Below are 15195 nucleotides of genomic sequence, written 5' to 3'. Positions count from 1 at the left end.
TCGGGCCTAGGACGTGAACGGGCTCGGGTCGCCGCCCTCGCCGGGCGGTGGCGGCGAGCCCTCCGGGTCGGTCGGGGCCGGGTCCGTCGGGGTCGGCTCCGGGTCCGAGGGCGGGGGCGGGTCGGTAGGGGTGGGATCGGACGAGGGCGGGGTCGTCGGGTCCGGGCCGGGGTCTGACGGGGGCTGGGTGGGGGTGCCATGGCCGGGGCCGTGATGGCCATGCCCGTGCCCGTGGCCAGGGTCCGTCGGTTCGAGGTCGGAGGGGCTGGGCGCGGTGCCGTAGCCCTCGATGGAGACGATGGCGCCGGCCGGTGAGATCGCCACCCGCGCGCTCCAGTGCCCGGACGGCTCGCGCAGATGGTCGACGTACACCTTGATCGTCAACGTTTCGCCCGGTTCGAGCGTTCCCGAGGACCGGCTGAGATAGAGCCAGGCCGCCGTGGTGGTCGCGGACCAGCGCACGGGTGCGGATCCGGTCGCCGTGAGGGTGACCAGTGTGGTGTCGCCGCTGTTGCCGGCCGCCACCTCCAGGAGTCCGGCGCCCTTCCTGTCGGCACCGGCGACGCTGACGACCTCGACGGAGACGTCGGGCTTGTCGTCCTTGGTGAAGTGGCCGGGCCTGGCGCTGGTGTTGCCCGCGTTCTCGTAGCCGCCACTGGCGGTCTCGCCGTCGAGGGCGCCGGGGCCGTGCGCCTCGCTGGCGCTGGCGGAGCCGCCGCCCGGGCTCTCGTCGGTCGGGGTGGCGCCCCGGTAGGCGGCCCACAGGGCCAGGACGGGGGCGGCGACCACGGTGGCGACGACGGTCGTGGTGACGGCACGCGCGCGCAGCCGGTCCCGGCGCGCGGCACGGTCCTTGGGGTCCATCGGGAAGCCGCGCCGGTCGAAGCGGGGCGCGGCGCCCCGCGCGCGTGGAAGGTGCGTGGTCGCCGCGCTCAGGGCCGCGCGGGGCGCCGGGAGGACCGGCAGTTCGGCGGGCGTGACGACGGTGCCGGGCCAGCGGCCGGGAGTCGCGCGCTCGGCGGTACGGCGGCAGTGCGGGCAGTCGTCGACGTGCCGGACGAGTTCGCGGCGCAGGGCGGTGCTGAGCACCAGCTGGTTGTCGCCGGTGAGCCGGGCGACGCTCGGACAGCCGCCGGTCTCCACGACGGCCAGGGCCGCGCGCGTGCGCTCGACCTCGCAGGCGGCGGAGGCGAGCAGTTCGCGGGCGGCGGCGGGGCCCAGGCCGAGGACGGCGGCGAGCTCGTCGGCGGGCAGGTGATGACGCACGGCGAGTTCGAGCGCCTCGCGCTGCTCCGGGGTGGTACCGGCGGCCTCCGGCCAGGCGAGCAGGGCCAGTTCGCGCCTGCGCTCCTCCTGGACGTCGTCGGAGACCGGCGGGTCGGCGGGCTGCGAGCTCCGACGCCGGTCGGTGCCGGAGCGGCCCGCCGCGTGCGTGCTCTGACGTTTCTGCTTGGCCTCGGCCAGCTTGCGCAGACAGCCCCAGCGGGCCAGCGCGTACAGCCAGGCCCTGTGGTCTCCGGCGGCCTCCGGGCCGCGGCGCTTCTCGGCGAGCGCGAGGGCGTCGCGGAGGGCGGCGGTCGCGGCGTCATGGTCGCACAGCACGGACAGGCAGTAGGTGAACAGACCGTCCAGGTAGGGCTCGTAGCGCGCGAGCGGCCAATGCGCCAGCGTGCGCGCCGCCGCGCGGTCGCGCGCCTCCCGGTGCGCCCGGTGTGCGCCGGTGAAGCGGGTCGAGGTCTCCGGAGTGCTGCTCATCACCTGTGGACCGTAGGGGGCGCGGGTTCGCCCCTTCTTGTCCCTTGAGTTCTTTTAATCCATACGGGTGAAACGATCCCTCAATAGGGGACAGGAACGGCTCCTTCCGTGGCTTGTTCACCACAGGAGTGGCCGGATCGCGTGGGGTGACAGTGGAGTGGGGCCGGGCGGTCCGAGGCGCGTCACCCGGGCCCCGTCCGCGCTGTCAGTGGTGCCGGTTACGGTTCGTGCATGGCTGCCCGTACGAAGTCCGCCAAGGAGCGCCCGTCCTACCGCTGCACCGAGTGCGGTTGGCAGACGGCCAAGTGGCTCGGTCGCTGCCCCGAGTGCCAGGCCTGGGGGACGGTCGAGGAGTACGGCGCGCCCGCCGTGCGGACGACGACACCGGGCCGCGTCACCACCTCCGCCGTGCCCATCGGCCAGGTCGACGGCCGGCAGGCGACCGCCCGCTCCACGGGCGTGCCCGAACTGGACCGGGTACTCGGCGGCGGCCTGGTCCCCGGCGCCGTGGCGCTGCTCGCGGGCGAGCCCGGCGTCGGCAAGTCCACCCTGCTCCTTGACGTGGCCGCCAAGTCGGCGAGCGACGAGCACCGCACGCTCTATGTGACCGGCGAGGAGTCGGCGAGCCAGGTCCGGCTGCGCGCCGACCGGATCGGGGCGATCGACGACCACCTGTATCTCGCCGCGGAGACCGACCTGTCCGCCGTGCTCGGTCACTTGGACGCGGTGAAGCCGTCGCTGCTGATCGTCGACTCGGTGCAGACGGTGGCCTCCCCGGAGATCGACGGCGCGCCCGGCGGCATGGCGCAGGTGCGGGAGGTGGCGGGGGCACTGATCCGCGCCTCCAAGGAGCGTGGGATGGCGACTCTCCTGGTGGGCCATGTCACCAAGGACGGGGCCATCGCCGGGCCCCGCCTCCTGGAACACCTCGTGGACGTCGTGCTGAGCTTCGAGGGTGACCGGCACGCCCGCCTGCGTCTCGTGCGAGGCGTCAAGAACCGCTACGGCGCCACGGACGAGGTCGGCTGCTTCGAGCTGCACGACGAGGGCATCGTCGGGCTCGCCGACCCCAGCGGCCTGTTCCTGACCCGGCGCGCCGAACCGGTGCCCGGCACCTGCCTCACCGTCACCCTGGAGGGCCGCCGCCCCCTCGTCGCCGAGGTCCAGGCGCTCACCGTCGACTCGCAGATCCCCTCACCCCGGCGCACGACGTCCGGCCTGGAGACCTCCCGGGTGTCGATGATGCTCGCCGTCCTGGAACAGCGTGGAAAAATCAGCGCGCTCGGCAAAAGGGACATCTACTCCGCGACGGTGGGCGGTGTGAAGTTGTCGGAACCCGCCGCCGACCTCGCCGTCGCCCTCGCGCTGGCCTCGGCGGCCAGTGACACCCCGCTCCCGAAGAACCTCGTCGCGATCGGCGAGGTTGGCCTCGCGGGCGAGGTCAGAAGGGTCACGGGGGTGCAGCGCCGACTCGCCGAAGCACACCGCCTGGGCTTCACGCACGCGCTCGTACCGGGCGATCCGGGCAAGGTCCCGGCGGGCATGAAGGTGCTGGAGGTCGCGGACATAGGAGACGCTCTGAGAGTCCTTCCGCGCTCGCGTAGGCGAGAGGCCCCACGGGACGACGAGGACCGCCGGTAGACTTTGCCCTGGTCTCGCCCGTCCGTACGAACCGCTTGTGCGAAAGGGGAGCGCCCCAGAACCTGCGACCGGAGGAGTGCAGTGGCAGCCAACGACCGGGCAGCAGCTCCCGGAAAGTCCGGCGGGAGTTCCGGTGCCGATGGCATGATGCGTGCCTCACTGAGCGCCGTGGCTCCCGGTACAGCCCTGCGCGACGGCCTTGAGCGGGTCCTGCGCGGCAACACCGGCGGGCTCATCCTGCTCGGCTCCGACAAGACCGTCGAATCGATGTGTACGGGCGGTTTCGTCCTGGATGTCGAGTTCACGGCGACGCGACTGCGGGAGCTGTGCAAGCTCGACGGCGGCATCGTGCTGTCCTCCGACCTGTCGAAGATCCTCCGGGCGGGCGTCCAACTGCTCCCCGACCCGACGATCCCCACCGAGGAGACGGGCACCCGGCACCGCACCGCGGACCGGGTGAGCAAGCAGGTCGGCTTCCCGGTCGTCTCGGTCTCCCAGTCGATGCGGCTGATCGCCCTGTACGTTCACGGTCAGCGCCGTGTCCTCGAGGACTCGGCGGCGATCCTGTCCCGCGCCAACCAGGCACTGGCGACCCTGGAGCGCTACAAGCTCCGCCTCGACGAGGTCGCGGGCACGCTGTCCGCGCTGGAGATCGAGGACCTGGTGACCGTCCGGGACGTCTCGGCCGTGGCCCAGCGTCTGGAGATGGTCCGCCGTATCGCCACCGAGATCGCCGAGTACGTGGTGGAGCTCGGCACGGACGGGCGGCTGCTGGCGTTGCAGCTGGACGAGTTGATCGCCGGCGTGGAACCCGAGCGTGAGCTGGTCGTCCGGGACTACGTCCCCGAGCCCACCGCGAAGCGCTCCCGCACGGTCGACGAGGCGCTGTACGAACTCGACGCGCTCACCCACGCCGAGCTTCTCGAACTACCCACGGTGGCACGGGCGTTGGGCTACACCGGCTCACCGGAGGCACTCGACTCGGCGGTGTCCCCGCGGGGCTTCAGGCTGCTGGCGAAGGTGCCCAGGCTGCCGGGCGCGATCATCGACCGGCTGGTGGAGCACTTCGGTGGCCTGCAGAAGTTGCTGGCCGCGAGCGTGGACGACCTGCAGGCCGTGGACGGCGTCGGCGAGGCGCGGGCGCGGAGCGTGCGGGAGGGGCTCTCCCGGCTGGCCGAGTCGTCGATCCTGGAGCGCTATGTCTAGGGCGTGCCCCTAGGTCTGGCCGGCGCCCCTCGGTCGCCGTTGTCCCACCCGCCCAGTCGTTCTCCCAGCCGCCTCAGTCGTTCTGTACCCGCCTCAGTCGTTCTCCAGCACGAACGACGTCTGCGCGGTCCCGAAGCCGGGGGTCTTGGCCTCCACCAGGTACGTCCCGGGCCCGGCCGAGCCCGCCGGCGGTGTCGCGCACTCGGGAGCGCTGGGCTTGCGGTCCCACTTCACCGTGTAGGTGATGCTGCTGTCGGCCGGCACCCGGTACATCAGGTTTCCGGCCGCCTTGACGCAGTCCGCGGAGGACCAGTAGTCGTCGTCGCCACCGGCCTGAGTGATCGTCAACACCGCGTTCTTCGGGCCGAGATCGACCTTGCAGTCGCCGCCGGAGGAGTTCGTCGCGGTGAGCACCAGGGCGGGGGTGGAACCTGGCCCGTACGTGTTGTGGAGGCTGCGCACGGTCAACTTCGTGGCGCTCGCGGTGCAGTTGGGAAGCGTGGAACTCGCCGGGAGCGTGTCACCGGTGCCGACGCCGCTGCCCGAACCACCACCGGCCGTCCCGGCACCGGAGCCTTCCGAGCCGCCCGATCCGCCGGAGCCCCCCGAGCCGGACCCGGCGTCCGACCCCGAACCGTCACCCGAACCGCCGCCGGACCCCGAGCCGCTGGAGTCCCCGCCGCTCGACTCGTCCCGTCCGCCGGGCGCTTGACTGATCGCGGGCCCGGAACCCGTCGGCCCCGGAGTGATCGTCGAGGGCGAGGGATTCTTGCCGTTGCCCCCGTCGGCACCGTTCTTGCCGTTTCCGCCGCCCGACATGACGATCCAGGCGACCAGCAGGGCCAACAGGGCCATCACGGACGCCAGGACGACCCTCCGTCGCCAGTAGATGGAGGAGGGAAGCGGCCCGACCGGATTGCGCAGAGATCCCACGGCGCAAACTGTACGAGAGATCGGCCCGTGTGCTGGCCCCACCCGCCGCCATGGATCACAACTTTTCCGGATCATCATCCCGGATCTGGCCGTCGCGCCCCGTCCTTCCCCTGTCCTTCGCCGGAAGCGACAGGTAACGATCGCGAACTGTGACGACTTCTCTCGGTAAATGACGTTCTGTGACCAGGGACGTTCGAGGCGGTGCCGAGGAACCAGTCGGTGTACCGGCCCACCGCGACGCACGACGCACGACGGCCGACGCACGACGGCCGACGCACGACGGCCGACGCCCGACACCCGGACGCCCGACACTCCGCCACCCCCGACGCCGCCGCTCCGGAACTCCGGCTCCCCCGAGGAACGACTCGCCGACCGACTCGCCGGAAGGCCGGCGGACGCCCCGTCACACTCCCCCGGCCGCGGACACACCAGCGCGCCCCCGGGAACACACGTGCGTGCCCTTCGTCATGGCAGGATCGGGAAGGCCATGACTGTGCCCACGAAGTCCCCGCAGCCCGTGAACAGCCCCGTCGGCGACGCCCTCGGCGAGCCGCTCCACACACCCGTCATCGACTGGTTCGACGAGCACGCCCGCGATCTGCCGTGGCGGCGCCCCGAGGCCGGCCCGTGGGGGGTGATGGTCAGCGAGTTCATGTTGCAGCAGACGCCCGTGAACCGCGTCCTGCCCGTCTACGAGCAGTGGCTGGCCCGCTGGCCGCGCCCCGCCGACCTGGCCGAGGACGCGCCGGGCGAGGCCGTGCGTGCCTGGGGCCGGCTCGGCTACCCGCGCCGCGCCCTGCGTTTGCACGGCGCCGCCGTCGCCATAACGGAACGGCACGGCGGCGACGTACCGAAGGACCACGCTCAGCTGCTGGCGCTGCCCGGCATCGGCGAGTACACGGCCGCCGCCGTCGCCTCCTTCGCGTACGAGCAAAGGCACGCCGTCCTCGACACCAACGTCCGCCGGGTCTTCGCCCGGGCCGTGACCGGGGTGCGGTACCCGCCGAACGCCACCACCGCCGCCGAACGCAAGCTGGCCCGCTCGCTGTTGCCCGAGGACGAGGAGACGGCCGCGCGCTGGGCAGCGGCGTCCATGGAGCTGGGCGCACTCGTCTGCACCGCCAAGAACGAGAGCTGCCATCGCTGTCCGATCGCCGCTCAGTGCGCCTGGCGGCTCGCCGGCAAGCCGGAGCACGAGGGTCCACCGCGCCGGGGTCAGACGTACGCCGGTACGGACCGGCAGGTCCGCGGCAGGCTGCTCGCCGTACTGCGGGAAGCCCGCGGGCCCGTCCCGCAGCCGGCCCTGGACCGGGTGTGGCACGAGCCGGTGCAGCGCGCCCGGGCACTGGACGGTCTGGTCTCGGATGGTCTGGTGGAACCTCTCCCGGGTGGTTTGTATCGGCTGCCGTTGACGCGGAGCTGACGCCAAATCGGCCCATAGCTACGCCAATCGGTGTGTCGTCTTACCCCGTCCCTACTTCCGTTACACAACTGACGGACAGCCGAGTGCTAGCCGAGCGCTGCTTCGCACAGCCCCGTGACAACACCTCCGTAGCTTCATCTGCGTACCCGGCGGAACGGGGACGACGAAGGACGGACCGACGGTGATCAAGCCGCCGGACACGGGGATCAGGAGGCGGTCGACATGGCGCAGGGCGAGGTGCTCGAGTTCGAGGAGTACGTCCGCACCCGGCAGGACGCGCTGCTGCGCAGCGCACGCCGGCTGGTCCCGGACCCGGTCGACGCGCAGGACCTGCTCCAGACGGCGCTGGTGAGGACGTACGGCCGCTGGGACGGGATCGCGGACAAGCGGCTCGCGGACGCCTACCTGCGCCGGGTGATGATCAACACCCGGACCGAGTGGTGGCGGGCACGGAAGCTGGAGGAGGTGCCGACCGAGCAGCTCCCGGACGCCTCGGTCGACGACGCCACCGAGCAGCACGCGGACCGCGCCCTGCTGATGGATGTCATGAAGGTCCTCGCCCCCAAGCAGCGCAGCGTCGTCGTCCTGCGACACTGGGAGCAGATGTCCACGGAGGAGACGGCCGCCGCACTCGGCATGTCGGCCGGAACGGTCAAGAGCACGCTGCACCGGGCGCTCGCCCGGCTCCGCGAGGAGCTGGAGAGCCGCGATCTGGACGCACGCGCGCTGGAGCGTGAGGAGCGGGAGCGTTGCGCGGCCTAGACACGAGGGCCAGCGGCACCGGGCACACGGGCGGGGATGACGACAGCGGCTCCCGCCCGCCGGGGCCCACACCTGCCCGGGCAACCTTCCAGGCGGCGATCACGGCGGTGGCCGTGCTCGCCGCCCTCGCCCTTTTCGTGTCCGCGTGCGGCACCGGCGGCACCGGCGCCCGCGACGAGGGCCCCGCGCACGCCGACTCGGTGGCGGGCGCCAAAATCTCCGCGTCGCCCTCGCCCTCTCCTTCGAAGACGACCGACCGCGTGGACGCCGTCCGGCTCGTCAAGGCCGATCCGGCGGTCTCCGCGGAGGTCAAGCGCGAGCTGAAGCCGTGCGTGGCCGACCAGTACCCGGTGGACGTGTCGTACGGCGACCTGACCGGAGGGTCGGCGGACGATGTCGTCGTCAACGTGCTGACCTGCGGGGACGCGGTGGGGATCGGCTCGTATGTGTATCGCGAGCAGGACGGTTCGTACCAGAACGTCTTCAAGGCCGAGGCGCCGCCGGTCTACGCGGAGATCGACCGCGGCGATCTGGTGGTGACCAAGCAGGTGTACGAGAAGGGCGACCCGGTCTCGGCTCCGTCCGGCGAGACCGTGATCACATACCACTGGCGCGGAAGTCGATTCGCCCAGACGTACAGCTCGCGCAACGACTATGGAAAGACGGCCGAGGACGGCCCCACACCGGCGCCGGCCGACTGACCCGGCGGATCCGGCCGATCCGGCTGATCCCGCTGGCAACTTCTTGACGGCGGACCGTGAAGATGGATCCATGTCGGCGTGAACCGATCGGGCCCGCCGATCCGATCACCCGGTAACAGCACGACACGAGGACCGAGAACAGAGAGCAAGGATGGCAGACCAGACCCACGTTCTGTTCGTCGAGGACGACGACGTCATCCGCGAGGCCACCCAGCTCGCCCTGGAGCGGGACGGCTACGCGGTCACCGCCATGCCCGACGGGTTGTCGGGCCTTGACGCGTTCCGCGCGGACCGCCCCGACATCGCCCTGCTGGACGTCATGGTGCCCGGGCTCGACGGGGTGAGCCTGTGCCGCCGCATCCGGGACGAGTCGACCGTCCCGGTGATCATGCTGTCGGCGCGCGCCGACTCGATCGACGTCGTGCTGGGGCTGGAGGCGGGAGCCGACGACTATGTCACCAAGCCGTTCGACGGCGCGGTCCTGGTCGCCCGGATCCGTGCCGTGCTGCGCCGCTTCGGTCACGCCGGCGGTGGCGACCGGGACGAGTCCGGGGCCCTGGCCGCCGCCGGTGGCCTGCTGGCCTTCGGTGACCTGGAGGTCGACACCGAGGGCATGGAGGTGCGCCGGGCCGGGCAGCCGGTGGCGCTGACGCCGACCGAGATGCGGCTGCTCCTGGAGTTCTCCTCGGCGCCGGGCACGGTGCTCTCGCGCGACAAGCTCCTGGAGCGGGTGTGGGACTACGGCTGGGGTGGTGACACACGGGTCGTGGACGTCCATGTGCAGCGGCTGCGCACGAAGATCGGCCAGGACCGGATCGAGACGGTCCGCGGTTTCGGCTACAAGTTGAAGGCCTGAGCAGGGGTATCAGAGGTATGCGGGGGAGGAACCTTCGGCGCCCGGGCACAGCTGTCATGGACAGACTGGGTCTGCGAACGGGCCTGCGCTGGAAGCTGAGCGCGGCCATCGCGCTGGTCGGTGCCCTGGTGGCGGTCGCTCTGAGCCTCGTCGTGCACAACGCCGCGCGGGTCTCGATGCTGGACAACGCGCGTGACCTGGCCGACGAGCGCGTCCAGATCGCCCAGCGCAACTACGAGCTGTCCGACCGGCCGAACTTCCCCAGCATCAAGATCGACGACCCGGGTCTGCCCCGGGCACTGCGGGCGAAGGTGGAACAGGGGCGCCGGGCGACCTATGTGTCGGACCGGCCGGGCGATGTGCCGGACATCTGGGCGGCCGTGCCGGTCAAGGGCGGGCATGTGCTGTCCCTGCACACCGGGTTCACCGACCGCAGCACCGACATCCTCAAGGACCTCGACCAAGCCCTGGTGATCGGCTCCATCGCGGTCGTCTTCGGCGGCAGCGCGCTCGGCGTGCTCATCGGCGCGCAGCTCTCGCGCCGGCTGCGCAAGGCGGCGGCCGCGGCGAACCGGGTCGCCAACGGCGAGGCGGACGTGCGGGTACGGGACGCCATCGGCGGGGTCGTACGGGACGAGACCGACGACCTCGCGAGGGCGGTGGACGCCATGGCGGACGCGCTCCAGCAGCGGCTGGAGGCGGAGCGCCGCGTCACCGCCGACATCGCGCACGAACTGCGCACCCCGGTGACCGGACTGCTGACCGCCGCCGAACTGCTGCCCCCGGGCCGCCCGACGGAGCTGGTCCTCGACCGTGCGAAGGCCATGCGCACCCTCGTCGAGGACGTCCTGGAGGTCGCCCGCCTCGACGGCGCCTCCGAACGGGCCGAGCTGCAGGACATCCTGCTGGGCGAGTTCATCCGCCGACGGGTGGTGGCGAAGGATCCCGCGATCGAGGTGCGGGTGGTGCACGAGTCGGAGGTCACCACCGACCCGCGCCGCCTGGAGCGCGTGCTGTTCAACCTGCTCGCCAACGCGGCCCGGCACGGCAGACCGCCGATCGAGGTCACCGTCGAGGGCCGGGTGATCCGGGTCCGCGACCACGGCCCCGGTTTCCCCGCGCACCTGCTCGCCGAGGGACCGAGCCGGTTCCGCACGGGCAGCACCGACCGCTCCGGCCGGGGCCACGGGCTGGGCCTGACCATCGCGGCCGGGCAGGCCAGGGTGCTGGGGGCCCGGCTGACCTTCCGCAACGTACGACCGGCGGGCGCGCCCGATGACGTCCCGGCGGAGGGCGCGGTGGCCGTGCTGTGGCTGCCGGAACACGCGCCGACGAACACGGGCAGCTATCCGATGCTGCCGTAGGGCCGATGCTGTCGTTGGGCCGATGCTGTCGTTGGGCCGTCCGATGCTGCCGTAGGGCGGTCGTGCCCGTTGGACCCTCAGGACCACTCCTGCTCCATGTCGAGGCCGCCCTCACGGGGCTGGGTGAAGGAGAACCAGTTCCCGGAGTCGTCACGGAAGAGCGCCTCCGTGCCGTACGGACGCTTCTGCGGCTCCTGCAGGAACTCCACGCCGCGTTCCTTGAGCTTCTTGTAGTCGCCGTGGATGTCGTCGGTGGTCAGCACACCGGCGCCGAGCGCCCCCTTGGCCACCAGCGTCTTGATCATCTCGGCGGACTCGGGGTCCATCGCGTGTCCGCCCGGGACCATCAGCGTGAGCTCGACGTCGGGCTGGTTCGGGGAGCCGACGGTGAGCCAGCGCATGCCGCCCTCGCCCATCGTCATGTCGGTGCGGACTTCAAGGCCCAGTTTCTCGGTGTAGAACTCCTTGGCCCGGTCCTGATCGAGAACCCAGACGGTCGAGATGGCGAAACCCTTGATCATGGCGAGCTCCTGTCGGCAGTCGTCGGTCGTGCCCTGTCACCGTAGGCAGCGACGCGGTCATCCCGCTTCTTCAGAATTGCGCCGTGCGCTGCCCGGAGCGGTTCGGAAGCCGCCGGCCCAGAGCATGGCGTAGCAGCCGGGTATGAGGGCGGCTCCGCGGCCCACGTGCTTGTCCCGGTACTCACTGGGAGGCAGCCCGGTCCACGCCTTGAACCGGGCCGAGAAGGTGCCCAGGCTGCTGAAGCCGACGAGATGGCAGATCTCCGTCACCGACAGGTTCGCGGTGCGCAGCATCTCCTCCGCCCGCTCGATACGGCGGTGCGTGAGGTACTGGCCGGGCGTCTCGCCGTACGCCTCCCGGAAGGCCCGTATGAAGTGGAACCGTGAGTACCCGGCGTGCGCGGCGACAGCGTCCAGGTCGAGCCCGGGGTCCGCCCAGTCCCGGTCCATGGCGTCCTTCGCCAGCCGCACCTGCCGCATCCTGTCCATACGGCGATGGTGGCACGGGCCACTGACAACGCCCCGGAATCCGGGCGTGCGAAGGCCCCCGGGGCGGACACCATCCGGGGGCCTTCAGTTCACGCGCGGGTCAGTGGGCCTCGACCATGGGCGGCTGCGCCGCGGTTCCGTCGGCCGAGTCCTCCCCCGCCTTCTGCGGTCCGGCGCCCTTGAGCGGGACCTCCTTGACGAACACGGCCGCCACCAGCGCGGCCACGGCGACCATCGCTCCCAGCAGGAACGCCGAGTGCGTGCCGGCCGACACCGCGTGCTTGTACGCGTCGCTGACCGCGGCCGGCAGCTTCGCCAGGCTCGCCGCGTCCAGCTGTGCGGACTTCTCGGTCACCTTGGAGCCCAGCTCCCCGGCCCGCTCGGACATGACGTCGGCGACCCGGTTGTTGAACAGCGCGCCCATGATCGCGACACCGAAGGAGGAGCCGAGCGTACGGAACAGAGTGGTCGACGAGGACGCGACGCCCATGTCCTTCATCTCCACGCTGTTCTGCGCCACCAGCATGGTGATCTGCATCAGGCAGCCCATGCCGAGACCGACGACGGCCATGAACACCCCGGAGGTGAAGCGGGTGGTACCGGTGTCCATCGTCGAGAGCAGATACAGCCCGACGACCATCAGCACGCTGCCGACCACCGGGAAGATCTTGTACTTGCCGGTGTTGGTGGTCACCCGTCCCGCGACCATCGAGGTCACCAGCATGGCGCCGAGCATCGGCAGGAGCAGCAGCCCCGAGTTGGTCGCGGACGCGCCCTGCACCGACTGCTGGTACAGCGGCAGGAAGAGGGTCGCGCCGAACATCACGAAGCCGGTGATGAAGCCGATGACCGACATCAGGGTGAAATTGCGGCTGCGGAAGATGTGCAGCGGCACGACCGGCTCGGCGGCCTTGGTCTGCCAGAACACGAACCCGATGAGCGAGGCGACGCCGATGCCGATCAGTTCCATGATCCGCGCGGACGTCCAGGCGTACTCCGAACCGCCCCAGGTGGTGACGAGCACGATGGAGGTGATGCCGACGGTCAGCAGACCGGCGCCGAGGTAGTCGATCCGCGCCTGCGCCCGCTTCTTCGGCAGGTGCAGGACGACACTGATCGCGGCCAGCGCCACCACGCCGAGCGGCAGGTTGATGTAGAAGGCCCAGCGCCAGCCCCAGTGGTCGGTGATGGTGCCGCCGACCAGCGGCCCGCCGATCATCGCAAGCGCCATGACGCCCGCCATCATGCCCTGGTACTTGCCGCGCTCGCGGGGCGGGATCAGGTCACCGATGATCGCCATGACGCCGACCATCAGACCACCGGCGCCCAGGCCCTGAATCGCGCGGAAGCCGATCAGCTGCCCCATGTCCTGGGCCATGCCGCTCAGCGCCGACCCGATCAGGAAGAGCACGATCGAGCTCATGAAGACGCCCTTGCGCCCGTACATGTCGCCGATCTTGCCCCACAGCGGGGTGGAGGCGGCGGTCGCGAGCGTGTATCCGGTCACCACCCACGAAAGGTGTTCCAGTCCGCCGAGCTCGCCGACTATCGTCGGCATCGCGGTGCCCACGATCATGTTGTCGAGCATCGCGAGCATCATCGTGATCATGAGCGCGAGCAGTACGACCCGCACGCTCCTGGGCTGTTTCTCCGCCCCCGCGTCGACGGGGCCGGCCGTCTCTGTGTCCGCCATCGTTTCCCACTCCCCTGGCACTGCGGCCGGACTCCCACTTACTTGCCGCCCGGCTAGTTGACTACACTCAGGGGAAGGTAGTCGCGTAACTAGCCGGTCGTCAAGTAAGTTTTGCGGAAAGCCGAGGAACGCGAGGATGGGCGGCATCATGGACGGCACCAAGCAGCAGCGCCGCGGCAACACCCGCCAGCGCATCCAGGACGTGGCACTCGGACTCTTCGCCGAGCAGGGGTACGAGAAGACCTCCCTGCGCGAGATCGCGGAGCGGCTCGACGTCACGAAGGCGGCCCTGTACTACCACTTCAAGACCAAGGAAGAGATCCTCGTCAGCATCTTCGAGGACCGCACGCAACCCATCCTCGACCTGATCGAGTGGGGCAGGCAGCAGCCGCACACCCTGGAGACGAAGAAGGAGATCGTACGTCGCTACAGCGAGGTCCTGGCCGGCGCGACGCCGCTGTTCCGCTTCATGCAGGAGAACCAGGCGACGGTACGTGAGCTGCGGGTCGGCGAGACGTTCAAGGACCGTATGCACGGTCTGCGCGAGATCATCGTCGACCCGGACTCGGACCTGGTGGACCAGGTCCGTTGCGTCAGCGCGCTCTTCACCATGCACGCGGGGATGTTCCTGCTCCAGGACCTGGACGCGACCTCCGAGGAAAAGCGCAAGGCGGTCCTGGACGTGGCTACGGACCTGGTGACCCAGGCACACAAGGGCGCCTGAGGGGCTGCAACAGCCCGGCCCCGGAGCGATCCGGGGCCGACCCAGGGGCGGTCTCAGACGTGGACGCCCTTGGCGTGCAGGAACTTGACCGGGTCGATGGCCGATCCGTAGTTGGCGGTCGTACGGATCTCGAAGTGCAGGTGCGGGCCGCTGGTGTTGCCGGTGTTGCCGGACAGGGCTATGCGCTGACCGGTCTTGACTATCTGGCCGATCCGCACGTCGATCCGGGACAGGTGGGCGTACTGGGAGTACGTTCCGCTGCCGTGCTTGATGACGATGGCGTTGCCGTACGCGGGGCCGTCGCCGGCGCCGTTGCCACCCGCCTTGACCACGGTGCCGCCGTGCGCGGCCATGACCTTCGTACCGGTCGGCACGGCGAAGTCCTGCCCGCTGTGCGTGGACTGCCACATACCGCCGGCCTGGGCGAAGCTCGCGGTCAGGGTGTACTTCCGCACCGGGTCGATCCAGGAAACCTTCTTCTTGGCGGCAGCCTTCTTGGCAGCGACCTTCTTCTCGGCAGCCTTCTTCGCCGCAGCCTTCTTGGCGACCTGCGCCTTCGCTTGTCCGGCGGTGGTGGTCTTGGCGACCTTCGCCTGCACGACGGACTGCGCCTGGACGGCGGTGGAGGCCGTCGGCGCGGCGTCGGCGGCGGCCGCGACTCCGGCCCCCAGCGCGACCGACGCGCCCAGGCCGACTGCGAGCACGGCCGCGCGGGCACGGAGGGCAGACGCACGGGAAGAACGGGACGAGACACGCTGGAACATCAGAACCTCATGGGGACGGGGACAGAAAGACCACCCGGCGCACAGCACCCGCCGGACGGCCATCCCTTGGTAACCGCCAACCCCAGATAGCCCCAAACCAGCTATCTACGAATGAAATTAGTATTTCAGCGCAAAGATTAATGCTTCTTGACAGAATCACCATCAGGGATAAATCCGCACAGGACGGCAGGATCGACCCATGAACTTCGTATCAAATGTCCTTTTTGCCCATTTCTGCACCGCCACTATTCACCCTAGTAACGGACAAATCGGCTGTGCCTCATGTCACCGGAGCGCGAGATCAACCGACCCCGGAATGTGACGGCGACTACTCTGCCGACCCGGAAAGGCCTCAAGGGGGTC

14 protein-coding genes are annotated in these 15195 nt (G+C 70.5%); 8 read left to right on the top strand and 6 right to left on the bottom strand.

All coding sequences use genetic code 11. The features are described from left to right. Positions 1-6: 6 nt before the first annotated feature. A complete protein-coding gene (locus OHA64_RS27685; protein WP_405617449.1) occupies positions 7-1758 on the bottom strand; it encodes a BACON domain-containing protein in 1752 nt (583 codons plus the stop codon). 228 nt (positions 1759-1986) lie between these two features. On the opposite strand from OHA64_RS27685, the gene radA reads away from it, so the two are divergent. Then, positions 1987-3396 (top strand): DNA repair protein RadA, encoded by a 1410-nt coding sequence (gene radA / locus OHA64_RS27680; protein WP_405617447.1) that lies wholly within the window; start codon positions 1987-1989, stop codon positions 3394-3396. An 81-nt stretch (positions 3397-3477) separates the two neighbouring features. Further along, positions 3478-4602 (top strand): DNA integrity scanning diadenylate cyclase DisA, encoded by a 1125-nt coding sequence (gene disA, locus OHA64_RS27675; RefSeq protein ID WP_405617445.1) that lies wholly within the window; start codon positions 3478-3480, stop codon positions 4600-4602. A 93-nt stretch (positions 4603-4695) separates the two neighbouring features. Here the strand turns inward: disA and OHA64_RS27670 are convergent, their stop codons facing one another. Beyond that, positions 4696-5535 (bottom strand): hypothetical protein, encoded by an 840-nt coding sequence (locus tag OHA64_RS27670; RefSeq protein ID WP_405617442.1) that lies wholly within the window; start codon positions 5533-5535, stop codon positions 4696-4698. A 487-nt stretch (positions 5536-6022) separates the two neighbouring features. Here OHA64_RS27670 and OHA64_RS27665 point away from each other — a divergent pair, with 487 nt between their 5' ends. From OHA64_RS27665 to cseC, 5 genes are all read left to right on the top strand, one after another. Then, entirely contained in the window at positions 6023-6958 is a 936-nt protein-coding gene (locus tag OHA64_RS27665) for an A/G-specific adenine glycosylase (protein ID WP_405617440.1), read from the top strand. A gap of 222 nt (positions 6959-7180) precedes the next feature. Continuing rightward, the gene (locus OHA64_RS27660) at positions 7181-7720 is read left to right on the top strand and encodes a SigE family RNA polymerase sigma factor (protein WP_053755415.1); all 540 of its coding nucleotides are present in this window, start codon (positions 7181-7183) and stop codon (positions 7718-7720) included. Between the two features lie 107 nt (positions 7721-7827). Next, positions 7828-8421, top strand: a complete 594-nt coding sequence (locus OHA64_RS27655; RefSeq protein WP_405624134.1) for a hypothetical protein — start codon at positions 7828-7830, stop codon at positions 8419-8421. Positions 8422-8572: 151 nt separating this feature from the next. Further along, positions 8573-9277: a two-component system response regulator CseB gene (gene cseB, locus OHA64_RS27650; RefSeq protein WP_405617437.1), complete on the top strand. Its 705-nt coding sequence runs from the start codon at positions 8573-8575 to the stop codon at positions 9275-9277. A gap of 17 nt (positions 9278-9294) precedes the next feature. Continuing rightward, complete coding sequence (gene cseC, locus OHA64_RS27645) at positions 9295-10641, top strand: two-component system sensor histidine kinase CseC (protein WP_405617436.1); 1347 nt, start codon at positions 9295-9297, stop codon at positions 10639-10641. A gap of 77 nt (positions 10642-10718) precedes the next feature. On the opposite strand, the gene OHA64_RS27640 is transcribed toward cseC, so the two are convergent. The 3 genes from OHA64_RS27640 to OHA64_RS27630 all read right to left on the bottom strand — a co-directional run bounded on the left by OHA64_RS27640 (position 10719) and on the right by OHA64_RS27630 (position 13344). Beyond that, positions 10719-11162 carry a VOC family protein gene (locus tag OHA64_RS27640; RefSeq protein WP_405617434.1) on the bottom strand — a complete coding sequence of 148 codons (444 nt, stop codon included), beginning with the start codon at positions 11160-11162 and terminating at the stop codon, positions 10719-10721. Positions 11163-11219: 57 nt separating this feature from the next. Then, entirely contained in the window at positions 11220-11642 is a 423-nt protein-coding gene (locus OHA64_RS27635; protein WP_405624133.1) for a helix-turn-helix transcriptional regulator, read from the bottom strand. Positions 11643-11751: 109 nt separating this feature from the next. Continuing rightward, positions 11752-13344: an MDR family MFS transporter gene (locus tag OHA64_RS27630; protein ID WP_405617432.1), complete on the bottom strand. Its 1593-nt coding sequence runs from the start codon at positions 13342-13344 to the stop codon at positions 11752-11754. Between the two features lie 136 nt (positions 13345-13480). On the opposite strand from OHA64_RS27630, the gene OHA64_RS27625 reads away from it, so the two are divergent. Further along, positions 13481-14068 (top strand): TetR/AcrR family transcriptional regulator, encoded by a 588-nt coding sequence (locus OHA64_RS27625; RefSeq protein ID WP_405617430.1) that lies wholly within the window; start codon positions 13481-13483, stop codon positions 14066-14068. 53 nt (positions 14069-14121) lie between these two features. On the opposite strand, the gene OHA64_RS27620 is transcribed toward OHA64_RS27625, so the two are convergent. Further along, complete coding sequence (locus tag OHA64_RS27620) at positions 14122-14832, bottom strand: M23 family metallopeptidase (RefSeq protein ID WP_405617428.1); 711 nt, start codon at positions 14830-14832, stop codon at positions 14122-14124. Positions 14833-15195: the final 363 nt, after the last annotated feature.

Source organism: Streptomyces sp. NBC_00076, from assembly GCF_045041235.1.
Classification (GTDB): domain Bacteria; phylum Actinomycetota; class Actinomycetes; order Streptomycetales; family Streptomycetaceae; genus Streptomyces.
Note: the sequence above shows the minus strand (reverse complement) of the source record. Positions and strands in the feature narration are given on the sequence as shown.